This window comes from Kineococcus sp. DHX-1, assembly GCF_042473625.1.
Classification (GTDB): domain Bacteria; phylum Actinomycetota; class Actinomycetes; order Actinomycetales; family Kineococcaceae; genus Kineococcus.
This window is the reverse complement of sequence record NZ_CP170446.1, coordinates 1-15,874: the sequence shown is the minus strand read 5'-3', so window position 1 is coordinate 15,874 and position 15,874 is coordinate 1. Positions and strand designations below refer to the sequence as shown.

Below are 15,874 nucleotides of genomic sequence, written 5' to 3'. Positions count from 1 at the left end.
GTCTACTAGCGCGGGTTCTTCCGTCGCGCCCGCGCGACGGAAGAACCCGCAGGGCTGCAGAACGTGCGGCGCCCAGCGCCGCACGCGCACCCACCCGGGTGCTGCCTCAAGGTGGTGGTCGGGCGCGTCAGGGCCGCTCGTCGCGCCCAGCGCGACGGCGCCCCAGCGACCGGACACCACCGACACGAGCACCGCCGGCGAACACACCGCGGCGGTGCGCCGGGGCGAGTCCTTCCCGTCGCGCCCAGCGCGACGGTGCAGCCCCTTTAGGGCTGTCCAGGCGGGCGGCGCGCCAGCGGCGCCCGCGCGTGCACCGCACGCAGCCACCACCCTGTTGCCATGACCGACACGACCAGCACCAACGCCGGCACCACCGGTACAGAGCACTCCCAGCCGCCGGCCCCCGTGACTGACAGCTTCACCGCTTTGAGCAGCAACCTCGACCAGCTGCTCACCGCCGCGGAGAGCTCCAGCGGCGAAGCCACCGCCGGCCTCGCCGCGGGTCTGCACGCCGCGGCCCTGGACAACCTGCGCGCCATCGCCGCCGCCTGCGGGATGGACTGGGACGACGTCCTCGCCGAGCGCGACCGCCGGTCCGTCGTCGCCGAATAGCCACCGCACTCAACGGCAGCGGACGGTGCCCGCCGCCGCGCACCGTCACCCGGTCTTCAGCGTGCATGAAGCACAGCGCACTGCCGTCCTGGTCGCCGTCACCGACGCCTCTCACCCGTAGCGGGAAAGTCCGACCTGGCGAGACCACCCACGCCTGCGCCCCGCGCTCTGCGAGCTGCATATCGGACACACCTCTTGCACTACGAGCGCGTCAGGCGATGGGGTGGCTTCCCCTGTCTGCGGGGCTACCTCGAGGAAGGTCCGTAGAAGCACGGGTTGAGCACCTGATGTACAGCTTGGCGAAGACGTGTGAGACCGGAGCTGGTCAGTAGGTGGCTGGCGTAGGGGCACGCCAGAGAGCCACACCGTGCGGGCACCGGTAGCGGGTCATCTGTCTGGGACTAGGTCGGCGGCAGGGTGATGGCGAGGGAACGTCTGCTGTAGCTGCGGGCACCAGGGAGACGGCAGCAGACGCGAAGAGACGGGCGTAGAGCGCTGGGAGAGCCGAACTACCTGATTTGGCTAGCGACTCCGGGTCCGCCTACCCGAAGAAAGTCGAGAGCGCGTCGGCGTGTCCTGGTCGCTGTCAGCGATCTTGCTGCCACGGTGAGCGCCATGCCAGGGAAGGCCACCGCCGCAGGAGCGCCCACCGGCGCGCCCGTGCGTGCCACTGGAGCCACCCTGGTCACCATCCCAGGAGCCACGGCGAGGCCGGTGGCTGCGCCGCTGAGCGGCCCCCTGACCGGCCCCACCGGCGGGTCGATGAGCGCGGAGACGTGGACGCAGTCGTGGTCCCCGCGTCGTCCCCTGGCCACCGACGACCTGGCGCTGGGCTGCTGGCGCCAGAGCCGCGACAGCGCCCTGGGGCGCCGCTACCTCGAGCACTCCCCCCGCGCCCTGCTGTCCATGCTCGTCGTCGACGTCGACCACCACGACACCCTCATGCGCGCCGTCGGCCTCCCCCGCCACCACCCCGAACCGTCTTGGGTCGCCGAAGGCATCTCCGGGCGCGGGCACGTCGGCTGGGTGCTCTCCTCCCCCGTCTGCCGCACCGACGCTGGGCGCCCTGAGCCCCTCGCCTTCGCCGCCCGCGTCCAGGAAGGCCTACGCCGAGCCCTCGACGGCGACGCCGGCTACGCAGGGCTGCTGACCAAGAACCCCACCCACGAGGGCTGGTACCCCACCTGGGGACGCGCAGAGCCCTACGAGCTGCGCGACCTTGCCACCGGCCTGGGCGACCTGCTGCCGCGCACCCTGCCTAAGCGGGCCGCGGAGAGCACCGGGCTGGGTCGCAACGTCCACCTCTTCGATGGGCTGCGTCAGTGGGCCTACCGGGCCCGCTACCGCTACAGCGACCGCCAGGAGTGGGAGGAGACCGTTCTCGCCATCGCGGGGGGCATCAACGTTGAGTTCACCGTGCCCCTTCCCCAGGCCGAGGTCGCCGCGACCGCGCAGTCGGTGGCCCGCTGGGTCTGGCGTCGTCTCTCCCGTGAGGGTCTGGTCGTCATCCAGACCGCCCGTGGACGTATACGCGCCGCCCAGCCCAGCGCGGCTGAGGCCCGCGCCAAGGGCGCGGCCACGACCAACCGCCTCAGCAGCCCCGCAGTGCAGGACGGACGCAGCCGCGGCGGACGCGCCAACACACCGGCACAGCTCGAAGCGCGACGCCAGAACATCGCCAAGGCACACTCGAAGCGTCAGGCTCTGCGCGATGCGATCCGAGAGGTGGTGTGACGGTGCCTGCTGCAGATCGTCGCCGACGGACGATGACCGCACGTGAGGCGGCCGCCAAGTTCGGCCTCGCTCCTCGCACGATCCGCGACATCGTTGCTGAGCCGCGTGATGAGTACCTGGCTCGGGCTAAAGCACGCCGTGACCGTGCCGTCGAGCTACGCGCTCAAGGGTTGAAGCACCGTGAGATCGCCGCAGAGATGGACGTGCCGATCGGCACGGTGGGCCGGTTGCTGCACGAGGCGAAGAAGCTCACGGAGACTGCGGACAAGCAGCCGCTGTCAGCGTAAACCAGCGCGACGCGGTGGCTTCGTGGTGGGCCGATGCGGACGAGCCGACCCGGCGTCGTGCTCTGCGCTTGGCGGAGGATGACCTGCTGCCTGAGGACATGCAGCGCGGTCTGGCCATGGCGGGCGCAACCGTCATCCTGCTGGGACGTTCTGGAGTGGACGAAAGACCTCTGGGTTACCTGCAGCCCGACGTCTTGGTGGACTTCCTAGCTGAACGGCGACGCCGCTCCACGAGGCCGTAGCCATCGAGACGAGGTCGCTGGCAAGGTAGGTCGTACGCCCGACCGGGTGCCTGGAGGGGAAGCCAGGCAGCTCAGTCGGGCGTTTGCACTTGCTCAGCGCGCCTGCCAGCATGCAAGAACGTATTCATGTATACATGCCTGCATGTTGACTGTAGCGTTCACCAACCAGAAGGGCGGCGTGGGAAAGACTTCCACCGTCGTTGGCATCGCTGCCGCCCTAGACCGGCGCGGGCTGCGGGTGCTCTGCATCGACCTGGACCCGCAAGCAGACCTAACGCAGTGGCTGGGGCTAGACCCACTGGATGACGTGCGCAACGTCAACGACGTGATCTATGCCGACAGCAAGGGCATCGCCACCGAGGCCATCCAGCACGCAGGCTGGGGGAGCGGCATCGATGTGATTGGCTCAACCCTGGACCTCGCTGAGCGTGAGACCGACCTGTCTCCTGGCAGCGAGTTCCGCTTGGCCAAGGCCCTAGACGGTCTCAGCGGCTACGACGTGGTGCTGATCGACTGCCCACCCTCCATCGGCCGGCTCGTCGTCCTCGGCTTCGTTGCAGCCACCCACGTCGTCGTGGTTACCGAACCCTTCGCTGCAAGCCTGCGCGGAGTGGAGAACGTGCTGCGCACCCGCGACGTGGTGGCGGAGCACTACAACCGCGGCCTGCAGCTAGCCGGGATCGTCGTCAACCACCAGAACCGGACCATAGAGTCCGCATTGCGTGTCTCCGAGGTGGCCGAGGTCTACGGCGCCGCCGTGTGGGAGCCATACGTGCCAGCCCGCGCCGTTGTGGCGGCCGCCATGGGTGCTGCAGCGTCGGTCGCGGACTACGGCGCAGACGGTAAGCCCGTCATCGACGTCTATGACGCTCTAGCCGAGCGCGTGATCGCACTGCAGAGCGAGGAGGCATTCTGATGGCCAAGCCCGCTCCAAAGATTGCGTTGAGCAAGGCACCAGGACGTGTTCACCCCGTTGCGCCGTCGGCAGAGCAGGTTGCCGAACCTGCCGCCCTACCGCTGGTAGCTCCAGCAGCCCAGCTCACACCTGAGACGCTAGCAATGGCTGCGGAGCCACCAGCACCATCATTGGCCATGTTCAGCGTACGGATGGACCCTGCGCTGCGCCGCCGCGTCAAGCGCCATGCCGCCGAACAGGACATCTCCTTGCAGGACGTTGCTGCCGCCGCTCTGCGCGAGTACCTAGAACGTCATGGGGGCTAATACGTCCATGAACCCTTATGTGTGGAGTAGGCATACATACATGTAAACATGTAAACATGCAAGCACGACCATAGACATAGCGAGCCCTTCAAGATCACAAACGGACGAGGAGCACGGCGCTTAGAGTCGCTGCGGTCGCACTGACGTCTGTGGTTGGCTGGCGCCGGGCCGCTCACCGTCATGTCGGACCCTGCTCGTACGGTGCTTGCTAGTACCTACGGACAATCATGTCCGTAGGAGCCCTCGACACCTTCGCGTCACACTGACCTGCCTATGGGAGGAGACGATCGTGCCCGCGCAGCTAGCTGGCTCGCCTTCGACACCGGGCGCCCGGATGGCCGAGCTACTAACGTTGTCAAACGTGGCCGCCGAACAGCTTTCGGCAGCTATGCTGCTACCGGAGGACGTGACAGTTGAGCAAGTGCTCGACGGAAGCTATGAGCCTTCGGTCAGTGAGCTACTCGGGGCTGCCGAAGTGCTTGAGGTGCCTGTTGCGGTCCTCACCGGCAAGCTGCCGACCAGCGGCCACCTCGGCGTAAGTCTCCGGCTGGGCCGGGTGAAGGGCTCAGACGCGCTAAGCGGCCCACTTGCCTACGCGAACCGACTACTAGATTATCGGGCGTTGATCGACAGCTGGCTTGGCGTCGCTGTTGCACCACTGCGAGAGCAGTTGGCACGCGTGAAGTTGTCGCACGACCCGTTCGGCAAGAAAGCCGGGATGGTTACAGCTGACCGCGTCCGAGCGATACTAGGCCTCGGCGATTACGAGCCAATCGTGGACATGGTCGAAATGGTGGAAAGTTTCGGAATTCCGGTGGCTTCTTTGCCATTGCCGACCAACGTTCACGGATTGAATGTACGTGATTTACGCTCAGGAGACGCGAACAGAGTTGTTTTGGTCTCTTCGGCAGACGTATGGTCAAAGCAGCGGTACACGCTCGCGCATGAGCTCTGCCATGCGTTGTACGACGACAAGGACCAAGTAATAATCGACAGGGCCGAGGACCCTGTAGCGTTGCCAGAGTACAGGGCGGAAGCTTTCGCCCGTCACCTCTTGCTTCCAACTCGGGCGGTAAAGAGGGCGGTTCGTGAGGCCCCAACGGGTCTACGACGCTGGCAGCCAGTCGCGGCGTCGCTGATGGCAGGCTTCGGCGTATCTCGAGACGCGACGGTGATTGCTTTGCAAGAGGACGGCCGAGTACCGTCCGAAGAACTCGACCCCGTCCGCTTTGCTCGCATTGAGGACCTAATGTCGACCGCCGGTCTGGTGGACTGGTGGCGGGAGTTCAGCGAGTCGGAGCATGTGGAGTCGGGATCACCGATGCTCGTCGCGCGAGCGGCGCAGGCGTACGGTCACGGCTGGATCCGCGCAGACCTCGTCGCTGACCTGATGCGTGCTGACGTGGAGACTGCTGAACGAGAGCTCGCTGCTGCTGGCTGGCAGCCCCATTCTTAGCCTGTCGGCCCAATCATGGGCACAGCGAGCAGCTTGATCCGTCTTTAGCACATGTGAAAGCTGCCGCGTCCGATGGTGCGCAGCGACGCGGCACGCTAGAGACCTGGTTCCCTAGGAGGAACCTGCGGAGGCACGTGCCAGCATCAAGCGCCGGGTCAGAGCATGAGAACTCAGCAATAACGTCAGCGGCATGTCGGCTTGAGATTCCGTGTAACTCCGCGACGACGCTTGCGCCAGCGTCGTTAGCGAGGATCATCTGTCGGCGCCCTTGAGTGGCGGCCTTTTCAGCAAGCACAATAATTTCGGCCTCCCCATAGTGCTTACCGACGGACTGGTCCGCGTTCGGCAGCGCGCGGAGCTGAGCTACGACCTCTTCAACTTTATCTCCGTCGTCGTCCGTAAGCTTAATGGGCAGAAGCTTGTTGTCTCCCAGCAGGAGCCGGTCGTAAGCGATACTGGCGGCAGTGCTAACCAAAAAATCTTGATCCGTTTTCTTCTCCCTGTGTGACAAGGTGCGGATTTCTTTCGTTACGCGCTCGGCGAGCCTGGTGCGCTTGCGGTAATGGTTCCGGAACCGGGCGGGCATGTCGCAGTCGTCATGTGAGTCGGGGGGGTTCGGCGAAGCATGAAGGCTTAGCAGGACGCCGGTGTCGGGCCAGACGACCACCTGCGGATCGCCACTGCGGGGGATTGTAGAGTCAACGGCGTATTGAACGGTCGGCAGCGGCGTTGCTGATGGGTCAGGGGATGGCGGAATGACGGCCTTGCGCTTCGGCATAAGCCCTGGGGTGGGATGAGCCGGCATAGACATCTCGTTGGTCTTTCTATGCAAAGTTCAGGATGGCAAGCTCAGAACGGCGGCTCATCCTCGTCGTCAGTCCAGCCGTCAGGCGCGGCTCCAGACTGGGCGCTGAAGATAATTTCGTGGGCGTCTCGGTCGGGACACCACTTCCGGACGGGACACCACACGCAGTACGGGCCAGGAACGGCAGCAAACGTTGTGTCCGTGTGCCAGTCATCGACAACACGACGCACATCGGCCCGGGCGCCAACCATCTCGTCCAAGCCATCAGTACTCCAAGCCCACACCTCAGGACCATGTGAGCTCAAGACCTCCAACTCGACTGTGCCCGCCGATGCGCCATGAAAATCCACAAGCCCTGCGTCGAGCAATGCGAGCATGAACGGGACCTGCAGGTGCCGACTGTACGCATCGTCCCCATTGATAGGCAGGGACTGCATGCTCTTGGTCTCACGAATAACAATTCGATCATCGAGCCGATACAGTAGGTCAGGCTTGGCCACCGGGACAACTTGCGCAGAGGCGTCCCATCCGTAAATTGTCTCTTCAACTGAAATTAGAGTGGCTTCGTTCCCCCGAAACGGACAGACGTCAACATGACCAAGTAGATAAGGGTGGGCTGCCACGTAGTCCTCAGGGGTAAGGACGCCGTCCGCGAGTCCAAGCCCGTGGCCATCTGCAGGATTGGGCAGGTCCTCGTTACAACAAGCTTTACCGCGTCCATGGGCGGTCTCAAGCCAGCGGTGCACCGCATTGCCCCGAGTGATTGCCTTACCCATGCCCTGCTCTTTCGGCAGGTGCATCTCAGCATCCAGCAGCCACTGAGCCGGGCACCGATCGTACTTTTCCAGTGCGGTTGGCGAGATGGACCGCGACGCTACACCCGGTTCTTCCTGCCCGAGCATCCCGCGTACCTGAACCGGCGCGTCACACACGCCCGTAGCCTTGCAGTCGCCACATGATCGGCAGGAAACCACGTGGTCCTGCTCGACCAGTGTTCTAGCCCGGTCTTGGGCCCCGGCGGCGAACAAGGCAACAGCCGCGTCCGGAGTATCATCAAAGACGACCGCCCGACTTCCGTTCCCGGCGCCCACCTCGACAACACGAACCCGGTGCGCTGCTGGGGAACCCTTAAACTTCGCTGCGAGGTAGGCGGCGGTCGCTGTCCAAGCCAAGTCCGCAGCAGACGGAATGTCATGGGCGGAACCGACGCGGACGCGTCGCACTTCCCGAACCCCCTCGTCCGTCGTATACAGCGGCCCCCACACGGTCAGCTGCCGGGTTGGGGGTCCTACAACTGGGTTCGTGGCGAGCAGCCTTAGCGGCCCAAGTTCCGCCTCAATGGAGGCGTGAACATCGAGGACGTTCTCCACTGCAGTCTCAATATACGGACGAAGCAACCGCGGAGAGTTTCGAGCATCAAGACGTTGAAGCAGCCATGCATGAAGGGCCGTGTAGGTCTCAATCCCGTTGGCCTGATGCGCCTCTGCGACCAGCTCGTGAACATCCTGAAGGACGAAGGGCATATCGTTGGAGTAGGTCCGGAGCCATGACGCCGCCTTGACTTTGGGACGGGTCTTCAGAGCCATCCGCCGTCCGCAGGCGCAGTCGTCGGACACATCGGTCGCTGAGACCTTGAGAAGGGTACGGTCACCTACCAGGTCGAGCATTGGGTCCCATGACACGGCGTCGCCCTCCTTCCGGCTTAACGGACCATAGCCCGTCAACTCTGACAGATGCAGGTGATCCGACCAGCTCACCGACAACTGAACCCCTGTCCGCACGCACCCAATGGGTGCGACGCTCATAGCCTGCAAGAGATCAGGCTCAAGCGTTGATCTCCAGCTGCTTACGCAGCGGGGCGGCAGCCTGGGAGCGGTAGACGGCCCGGGCGGAGGAGAAGGTCCACGTGGGACCGCCGCGGGCGGTGGGCACCCCGTCGGCGGTCAGACTATCGGCGATGGTCTGCCAGGAGCGGCCGGCGTCGCGCTCTTCGACGATGCGGCGCACCACTTGCAAAGGTAGGACCGGGGGTCGGCCAAGGCGAACCCCGGCGGCCTTCCTCGCCGCCAGGGCGTCGCGGGTGCGCTGGCCGATCAGCTCCCGCTCGAGTTCGGCGATGCCGGCGGTGATGGTGGCCATGAACTTGCCGTTGGGGGTGGAGGTGTCCACGCCGACGTCCAGGCAGACCACCGACCAGCCGCGTCGGGTGGCTTCCTTGACCAGTCCGGAGAAGTCGTGGACGGAGCGGGAGAGGCGGTCCAGCTTCGCCACCAGCAGCACGTCGGCCCCGCGGGCGTTCAGCCGCGCCAGTGCGCCGGTCAGGGCGGGGCGGTTGAGGTCCTTGGCGGAGTAGCCGGCGTCTTCGACGTATTCCAGGGCCCAGCCACGCCGGTCGGCCTCGGCCTGCAGTGCAGCGCGCTGGGCGTCCAGGCCGGCACCGGAGTCGGCCTGCTCCGCGGTGGAGACGCGTAGGTAGGCCAGCACCCGAGGGGCGGCCTGGGGGGTGACCCGAGAGGTGGCCCGGAGGCTCTCGGGCGGGGAAACGGGGCTCACAGACCCCAGCCTGGCACTGCCATCGGCACTAAAGGGTCGATTACTGCCGACCAGCTAACAACAGAACGGTCATTACGGTGTCGCCCATGGCCCGCTCAAAAGCCGCTGGACGACCAGAGCAGTGAGCGCAAGGCCCGACCTCGGCCGCCAGCACCTACGCCGGGACTGACATCGATGACGGCACCTAGCTCAGAGCAGCGCACAGGCAACAATCCCCCTTGACCTCTTGCTCCTAATCTCCTAGACTCTAAGTACAGGAGATTAGAGCACCGAGGCGAGGGAGACAGGCATGCACGCCATCAAGGTCGACAGCGAGGTCTACGGGTACCTGCAGCAGCACGCACGACCGTTCACCGACACCGAGAACGACGTCCTGCGCCGTCTGCTGTGGCCGCCGCACGGCACGACACCCACCCCAATCGACGTCAGCACCGGTACCGGCAATGCAGCACCCGCGGCTGCACCGGATCAGGCGCCCTTCGAAAGCCCCGGCGACCTACTGCCCTACATCGAGCACGGCCTGGTCCAGGCCGGCGATGAGCTGCTACACGTACAGACCCGCAAGGGCATCACCCACCGCGGGAAGATCACCGCCACGGGACGCATCAGCGTGGGCGAGAAGACCTTCACGGCCGTCTCTCCTGCCCTCGCCTTCTGTACGGGCAGCAACATCAACGGCTGGGGGCAGTGGACCCACAAGCCTTCCGGTAAGAAACTGCAGGAGCTGCGCGAGCAGATCCGCGACCTCCAGAAGGCGTAAACCCTACTTGCACAAAGGGTTACGGCCACACATGTCCGAGACTGAGGGCAGCGGCCAACCTAGAGGCCCCATTCACGGGGCTTCGGAAGATCACGTTGGACCTCGAGGTAGCGAAGACATCTCTTAGACCCACCTCGAGATGAAAATGGACAGCCTCGAGGTATAGGTAGTACAGTCTCAAACGCAAGGAGGGGTGCCGACCCTGGCAGGTCGACACCCCTAATCCATCCACACGGCTAGGCCGTACCCATGGACGCTGTGACGGCTCCAGAGTACCCCGGTCTGGCCATCTCTCACCTGGAGACGATGTGTCCGAGATCAACCCCGCCCTGCTCGCCAAGGGTCAGCCGCTGGCCGGCTCCGCGTTGGACGAGCACCGCTTCCTGACCCACATGCCGGTGGCGCAGGTGGTTCAGCTGTTCCTCAACCCCCTGGTAGCTGAGAACGCCAAGCAGCTGCCCATGCAGCCGCTCGAGGTGCAGGAAGCCGCAGCCGATCGTGAGGTCATCCAGCGTCTCGCCAAAGCCACAAAGGCCAAGCGGGACAACGTGACCTCATACGCCGCCTACATCCTGCGGACCATCAAGGGAGAGCTGAACGGCTCCATGCCCGCCATCGACGCCTGGGTCGAGAACCAGTTGCCTTGCGAGACCGGCTACGCCTACCTGCCGTTCCGCACCAAGCTCATCGCCCTGGACGGCGACACGCAGCTGATGGCCCTGTTCAAGAATTACGAGGCGACCCCCTTCCCCGAGCTCGCCGAGTACCAGGTCCCGGTGGTCATCCACCACAACCGCGATCGCGACTGGGCGCGTCAGCAGCTGGCCGACCGCAACCTGCTGGGCGTGAAGATGACCCAGGGCATGGCGCTGCAGCGCGACACCCGCGACCCCGTCACGCAGATCGCTCGGCAGGTCGCCAACAAGGTGGGCCTGGTCCTGGGCCACGGCCGCCAGGTCGCCAAGAACAGCGATGAGAACGTCACCCTCTCGGCTTGGCGGCAGGCGATCGCCGCCACGATCGTGGGTCGCGGCGCAGCCCAGCTCGGCACCAAGACGCTCGAGCTGCCGCTGAACGCTGACACGCATCAGCTTGAAGATGACGTCACTGCGGCGTGGACGATCATCATCGATTCCATCCGCCCCACCTTGGAGGGGGAGGCGCGAACCACCGCGGTCACCAGCAGCCCCACCGTGCTCTTCGCTCTGGGAGTCCTGGCCAACCACACCCTGTCCGATTCCCTGCTGCGGTCTGAACCCCACTGGTCACTGTTCGAGCTGCGGGCTGCCATCGCTGACGTCAACTGGTCGCGCCGTGTGATCGTGAGCAACGAGGATTTCTACCCCTGGGAAGGCATCACCGGGAAGCCCAACCGGGAGAAGGGCACCTTCTCGGTCGGTGGGGTCAAGGAGTACGGCTACGCCGCAGCCGAGGCCCTCGAGAACCCCACCTCCGGGCGGGGCAAGCAGGTGCGCACCCGCGCCCAGTGAGGTGCTAGCTCTGGCGGGTCGGTCCGGGCACCGCCTAGACCGACCCGCTAGATCTGGACCACTTCTCAAGGTCAGTTCACGACTTCACCGGCCTGCTAGATCGTTCCCAGCGTCGTGGATAGGCGCTGGTTTGTCTGAACTTGGGTGTGGACACCACTGCGCCTGCAAGTGAGCTGCAGGCGCACGTCGTTGCTTCAATGGCCCACTACGAGCCTCGATTGATCGATTACCGCACTGAGGACGCCCTAGCCGCAAAGAAGGCTGCCGGGGTCCGACTAGGCCGTCCTCAGTCTCTTCCGATCAAGATTTCTCAGCGCGTAGTGGAGCAGCGAGACGCGGGTTGCACCTGGCAATCCATCGCAAATGCTTTAATTAAAGATGAAGCGTTGACTGCTAGGGGTGGTACAACCTGGCGTGTCCACTGTCCAGGCACTCTCCGAGTCGTAAGCCGCTGCGGCCATCGAGGAGACGCCTTCTTGGGAAAGTGATTGCTTGTTCTTCCAGCCCTGAGATCACCTGCACTGCAACCGTAGTGACGGCACCAGGCCTCTCGCATGGTCAGTCAACAAGCATGACTTCCCGAATCCGCTCTCCATCGCCGTGGCCCTCAATGATTGCAATCCGGTTGCCTCGGCTTCGCTCCAGCTCAAGAAAGTTCCAGACGGCGATAGCTCGGCGGATACCTTCTGTGATGGAAATACTCTTCTCAGAAGTCCAGCGCTTAAGCACGCCGGCAACATCTGGTGCCAAGTTAATCGAGAGGCGGACAACGCTCGGAGTGGGGGTTTTGGATCCCTTGGTTCGGAGGTCGGTTGCGGACATAAAAATTTGCCTCCAAGGCAGTGCGCAGGCCCGCTCCCCCGGCAAGGGGCTTGTCCTGCGGCTAGTGGTGTCTTCCTGGGTTGGGTGCGACGGTTCGCTGCGTCGTCAAGCTGGCATCGTCCTGGCGAGGGCGAGGCGGGCTGGGGTGACTGCTAGGTGCTAGTGACTACATCGGGTGACCGTACGACTACCTGAGGTCTCCATGTAGCGACAGTACACCGATTTAACGTGCTGATACCACTGGGATGACGCATCTGGTGCATCACATCTACGTATCAGTTACGTACTGGATGCGTGCTGTGTGTGGATGGTGGTGCTAGGGTCGGCCCCAAGAGCCCGTAAGCAAGGGGGTGTGCCCCTCTAACGAGAGGTCGACAACTAGATGACTTACGTGGACAGCGCCTCCGACTCCGCGAGCCATGGCACGCTGAGCACTCAGCGCGCTACGGAGGGGGACAACATGGGGCCGATCGAGGTGATCGAGGTGCTCGAAGACCCGCTCGAAGTGGTCAAGGGTCTCGACTCTGTGATCGAGAAGAGCCTGACCCTGAGCAAGCGCTGCCCTACGTGCGGCAAGACGGTCGCGCTGACTCTCTGAGCGTTGACCTACCCAGTGAGTAACGAGGACGATCCGGTGCACGACGCGCGGGACGAGCTGCAGCCGGCAGAGTTGCAGGAGGACGTACTGCCAGGGGGTCTCGATGCAGAGACCATCTCGGCTACTGCTCCCCCAGACCTGAACAAGCACCGATTTACCCTTGCGTGGCTGCTTCTGGCGCTTGTCGCCCTCTTCGCCATCGGCAGCGTGATCGCAGCGATCCTCTTGCCGACAAATCGCTTCGAACAGGCTCGTGAAGTCATTCAAATCGTCTTCGGTCCCTTGGTAACTCTCCTCGGGACAAGCTTTGCCTGGTACTACGCAAGTTCGCGCAACTCGAAGTAGCAAGACGCACATCTACGAGGCAGGCGACGTCCCTACTCCGTTAAATCCACCCTGTACCTGTAAGGGTCTCAGCTGGGTGGGGCCGTCGCCGGCGTTGCTCCACTGCGCGAAGGTGCGCGACCAGCGCAGCGCGGACGCCTCTAGGTCATCTGCGCTGACGCATGCGGCTAGCTCCTCGTCCTCCAAAGAAGTCCATGGTGCGGTGCGCCGGGTTGCGGTCGCGGCAGTGTGGGCGTGGCGCAGGGCGTGGGACCGCTGCGGTTGCTGCTCCAGCGACTGAGGGTGGGGCTCGGTCATAGCGTGCTCAGCTGCCAGCCGTCGCTCTGCCCGCCGGGGCCGTGGGTGAGCCAGCCGCGGGTGCGCAGCCACGCGGTGCGCCTCTGCCAGACCCGGTCCCCCACCCCGGCCTCACCGGCGAGCAGGGCCGCGGTGTGATCGGGCAGGATGCGGTCGTCGAAGTCCGCAGCGGCGGCCAGCACCTACACCACCGCGCTCAGCGACTTCCGCGCTGGACGCTGCATTACTCTCCGCGGGACCTGGGCGACGTCGGCGAGCACGGGCAGCGCCCAGCACACCGCGGAGGGGACCATGTCACGGGGGTCCTGAGGCAGTAGCCGCACCTGCTCGACCTGGGCCACCCCGTCCTGGGCCACCCCATCGCCTGGGGCCTGGCTCACGGCAGCACTCACCTCACTGCTCACCTACTGGTGCTCGACACCCACCAACGGCGTCTTCACTCCCGTGCCCGGTGATGCACTCGAGTAGGCGTCTCAACGAGACACCACGGCGTAGCACCGTGCCTCAGCACGACGGCGCGGCACTCTGGCTCAGCGGCCGCGGTCATCGTCGCGCCCACCATCACGCGAGAGGTCGCTGACACTGCGGTTCGGCCTGGCCTGCGTTGCCGCCCTTGCTGCGTCCTTGGCTTGCCGCTGACTCGCGCCACGGCCTTGGCCCGGCGCGAACGGGAACGCAACTTGGCTCAGCCGGTGCAGCTCCTCAAGGTGCGCGTCCTGACGGGCCCGCTCAACGATGGCGGTCTCCACCTGCTCGCCCCCGCGACGGCGCAGCTGCCACCACCGGTCATCACCCTCCACCCGAGCCGCGATCACCTGCGGCAGCACCTCGAGGCGCTGCGCGCTCTGCTGCGCGACCGCCTCAGCTTGGGCTGCCTCGACCCGCCGCTCATGACGAGCTGTCGTCTCCAGCATCTTCTTCGCCACCTCTACCCGCGGGGCGGCGACCGGGGTCTCGAGGACGGGGGCGACCTTCGACCACGCCAGGGCCCGGTCCAGCTGGGAGGCGCGGAACCACACCGCCTCCCCGTCCTTGTCGACGTGTCCGGGCAGGGTGAAGGAGTAGCCACTGACCCGCCCACTGCCCGCAACGTTGGCGCGGTAGCCGACGTCGGCGCGCTGCAATGCGACCTCGAACCCGTTCCGCCCGGTCCCGGCGGCGGCGTCGACCGCAGCGCGCACCCGCTCCGCCAGCTGCACCCGCTCCGGGGTGGCGCCGGTGCGCTGTCCGCGCCGCCACTCCCCCGCGCTCAGCTGGTGATCCGGGGCCCGCTTGGTGTCCTTGGTGGAGGTCTTCGGCGCGACCTGCAGCCCGTAGGTCTGCTCCAACAGTGCGCACGCGGCCTGCGCTTGGCGGTAGTCGTTGCGGGCGTGCCAGACCCGCCCGTCGTGGCCGACGCGGGACACCGCGAGGTGCACGTGGTCTTCGCCGTGACGGACCACCACCCACGGCTGCGTCGCCTGCTCGTCCACGTCCGCGCCGGGTGAATCGATGAAGCCCATCGTCTCCCCGAACAGGCTGGCCGCCTCCGCCCACTCTGCATCCGTCAGCGTCCGGTCCCCGGGTGCGCAGCGCAGGGAGGTGTGCCAGATCGGGTCGACGATGTCGCGGCGCATCCGCGCCGCATCGTTGAGCAACGCCGCCCAGGTGGTGCCGTCTCGGCTGCCTTCCAGGCCCAGGTTGCCGCCGATGACCGCACCCCCGGCCCGGCCGGCGTAGACGTGCTCTTCCTTCGTGCCCGGCCCGTGCAGGTACGCGGCCAGGTCCCGCGCCTGCGACCCGCGGGTGGCCTTTGCGATCACGCCTTGTCCCCGCTAATCCAGGGGTTCGCGGTAACCGGCTTCGCCGCCGTCGCTCTTCCTGCGGCGGCCTTGACGCTGGCCCGCGCGTTGCGCGTTGCACCGCCTCCAGCCTGCCTTCTGGTGCTGCTCGAGGCACCCGAGCTGGTCGCCGAAGTGCTCGCCGAGGTGCTCATTTGATGCACCGCACCCACCACCGCCCGCACCTGCGCCACCGCATCCTGTAGCTGCTCCACCACGCCCGGATCCGCTCCGTGCACGTGCACCAACCGCACCGCCTGGTTGAGGTTGTTGCCCACCCGCGCCAGCTCCCCGCGCAGCGCCGACGCCATCGCCAACGCCGTCACCGCCTCCATGTCCAGCTCCCCCAGCGCTGGCCCCGTCACCGCGCGCTTCGCAGTACCTGAGCCCTTGCCCGCCCCGCTGCCGTCGAGGTAGGCGGCCACTGCATCACGCGCCCACGACCCCATCCGCCCCCGCCCTGCCGCTCGCGCCGCCGCCTCCCACCCGGCGTACTCCTCCGGCGTCAATCGCACTGCCACCGTCCGCGTCCGCTCCCCCGCCATGCGCTGCTCCCTCGTCCCGTCTTCGCGTCGTTTCCGACATCGTCTGTGCGTGGTCCTTGCCGGGTCTTGCCGGCGCGCTACAGGCGCGAATCTCGTGCGGTGCAGCACCGCCGGCGCGCTGCGCCGGGCCGAGCTGCACCGCCCTTTCTGTGCTGGCGAACGCAGTGAGCCAGCACCCCCGGCGAGCCCGCAGGGATCGCCCTGACCGCGAGCGAAGCGAGTGGGCACGAGGGGACGAAGTGAAGCGCCAGCGTAACGTAGTCATTCCTCGCATCTACTCCACCTGA

Annotated in this window: 15 protein-coding genes; 10 read left to right on the top strand and 5 right to left on the bottom strand. The window is 65.7% G+C overall.

Annotation, left to right across the window (positions count from 1 at the left end; all coding sequences use genetic code 11):
- Nucleotides 1-405: 405 nt before the first annotated feature.
- The 5 genes from ACFEMC_RS23360 (at nucleotide 406) to ACFEMC_RS23340 (ending at nucleotide 5,552) form a co-directional block, all read left to right on the top strand.
- Nucleotides 406-612, top strand: a complete 207-nt coding sequence (locus tag ACFEMC_RS23360) for a hypothetical protein (RefSeq protein WP_380176992.1) — start codon at nucleotides 406-408, stop codon at nucleotides 610-612.
- A gap of 714 nt (nucleotides 613-1,326) precedes the next feature.
- The gene (locus tag ACFEMC_RS23355; protein ID WP_380176990.1) at nucleotides 1,327-2,346 is read left to right on the top strand and encodes a replication initiation protein; all 1,020 of its coding nucleotides are present in this window, start codon (nucleotides 1,327-1,329) and stop codon (nucleotides 2,344-2,346) included.
- 32 nt (nucleotides 2,347-2,378) lie between these two features.
- Nucleotides 2,379-2,633 (top strand): sigma factor-like helix-turn-helix DNA-binding protein, encoded by a 255-nt coding sequence (locus tag ACFEMC_RS23350; protein WP_380176988.1) that lies wholly within the window; start codon nucleotides 2,379-2,381, stop codon nucleotides 2,631-2,633.
- Between the two features lie 384 nt (nucleotides 2,634-3,017).
- Nucleotides 3,018-3,791, top strand: coding sequence for a ParA family protein (locus tag ACFEMC_RS23345; RefSeq protein WP_380176986.1), 774 nt, complete (start codon nucleotides 3,018-3,020; stop codon nucleotides 3,789-3,791).
- Nucleotides 3,792-4,457: 666 nt separating this feature from the next.
- The gene (locus ACFEMC_RS23340; RefSeq protein ID WP_380176984.1) at nucleotides 4,458-5,552 is read left to right on the top strand and encodes an ImmA/IrrE family metallo-endopeptidase; all 1,095 of its coding nucleotides are present in this window, start codon (nucleotides 4,458-4,460) and stop codon (nucleotides 5,550-5,552) included.
- Nucleotides 5,553-6,401: 849 nt separating this feature from the next.
- On the opposite strand, the gene ACFEMC_RS23335 is transcribed toward ACFEMC_RS23340, so the two are convergent.
- Nucleotides 6,402-7,943, bottom strand: a complete 1,542-nt coding sequence (locus ACFEMC_RS23335) for a PD-(D/E)XK nuclease family protein (RefSeq protein ID WP_380177013.1) — start codon at nucleotides 7,941-7,943, stop codon at nucleotides 6,402-6,404.
- 238 nt (nucleotides 7,944-8,181) lie between these two features.
- Nucleotides 8,182-8,910, bottom strand: coding sequence for a recombinase family protein (locus tag ACFEMC_RS23330; RefSeq protein ID WP_380177011.1), 729 nt, complete (start codon nucleotides 8,908-8,910; stop codon nucleotides 8,182-8,184).
- 289 nt (nucleotides 8,911-9,199) lie between these two features.
- Here ACFEMC_RS23330 and ACFEMC_RS23325 point away from each other — a divergent pair, with 289 nt between their 5' ends.
- From ACFEMC_RS23325 to ACFEMC_RS23305, 5 genes are all read left to right on the top strand, one after another.
- Nucleotides 9,200-9,670 carry a hypothetical protein gene (locus ACFEMC_RS23325; protein ID WP_380177009.1) on the top strand — a complete coding sequence of 157 codons (471 nt, stop codon included), beginning with the start codon at nucleotides 9,200-9,202 and terminating at the stop codon, nucleotides 9,668-9,670.
- A gap of 308 nt (nucleotides 9,671-9,978) precedes the next feature.
- On the top strand, nucleotides 9,979-11,160 hold the full coding sequence (locus tag ACFEMC_RS23320) for a DNA sulfur modification protein DndB (RefSeq protein ID WP_380177007.1): 1,182 nt from the start codon (nucleotides 9,979-9,981) through the stop codon (nucleotides 11,158-11,160).
- Between the two features lie 125 nt (nucleotides 11,161-11,285).
- Nucleotides 11,286-11,648, top strand: coding sequence for a recombinase family protein (locus tag ACFEMC_RS23315; protein WP_380177015.1), 363 nt, complete (start codon nucleotides 11,286-11,288; stop codon nucleotides 11,646-11,648).
- A gap of 725 nt (nucleotides 11,649-12,373) precedes the next feature.
- A complete protein-coding gene (locus ACFEMC_RS23310) occupies nucleotides 12,374-12,580 on the top strand; it encodes a hypothetical protein (RefSeq protein ID WP_380177005.1) in 207 nt (68 codons plus the stop codon).
- 36 nt (nucleotides 12,581-12,616) lie between these two features.
- A complete protein-coding gene (locus tag ACFEMC_RS23305; RefSeq protein ID WP_380177003.1) occupies nucleotides 12,617-12,925 on the top strand; it encodes a hypothetical protein in 309 nt (102 codons plus the stop codon).
- Between the two features lie 293 nt (nucleotides 12,926-13,218).
- Here ACFEMC_RS23305 and ACFEMC_RS23300 read toward each other — a convergent pair whose 3' ends face one another.
- The 3 genes from ACFEMC_RS23300 to mobC all read right to left on the bottom strand — a co-directional run bounded on the left by ACFEMC_RS23300 (nucleotide 13,219) and on the right by mobC (nucleotide 15,467).
- Nucleotides 13,219-13,404 carry a hypothetical protein gene (locus ACFEMC_RS23300; RefSeq protein WP_380177001.1) on the bottom strand — a complete coding sequence of 62 codons (186 nt, stop codon included), beginning with the start codon at nucleotides 13,402-13,404 and terminating at the stop codon, nucleotides 13,219-13,221.
- Between the two features lie 348 nt (nucleotides 13,405-13,752).
- Nucleotides 13,753-15,024 carry a relaxase/mobilization nuclease domain-containing protein gene (locus ACFEMC_RS23295; RefSeq protein WP_380176997.1) on the bottom strand — a complete coding sequence of 424 codons (1,272 nt, stop codon included), beginning with the start codon at nucleotides 15,022-15,024 and terminating at the stop codon, nucleotides 13,753-13,755.
- Entirely contained in the window at nucleotides 15,021-15,467 is a 447-nt protein-coding gene (mobC, locus tag ACFEMC_RS23290) for a plasmid mobilization relaxosome protein MobC (RefSeq protein ID WP_380176994.1), read from the bottom strand. Before mobC ends, ACFEMC_RS23295 begins: the two co-directional genes overlap by 4 nt.
- Nucleotides 15,468-15,874 lie beyond the last annotated feature (407 nt).

Bases quoted from the DNA above. Each gene is read 5' to 3' on its own strand.
- ACFEMC_RS23345 (WP_380176986.1), top strand. From the start codon at position 3,018: ATGTTGACTGTAGCGTTCACCAACCAGAAGGGCGGCGTGGGAAAGACT.
- ACFEMC_RS23325 (WP_380177009.1), top strand. From the start codon at position 9,200: ATGCACGCCATCAAGGTCGACAGCGAGGTCTACGGGTACCTGCAGCAG.
- ACFEMC_RS23350 (WP_380176988.1), top strand. From the start codon at position 2,379: ATGACCGCACGTGAGGCGGCCGCCAAGTTCGGCCTCGCTCCTCGCACG.
- ACFEMC_RS23335 (WP_380177013.1), bottom strand. From the start codon at position 7,943: ATGGCTCTGAAGACCCGTCCCAAAGTCAAGGCGGCGTCATGGCTCCGG.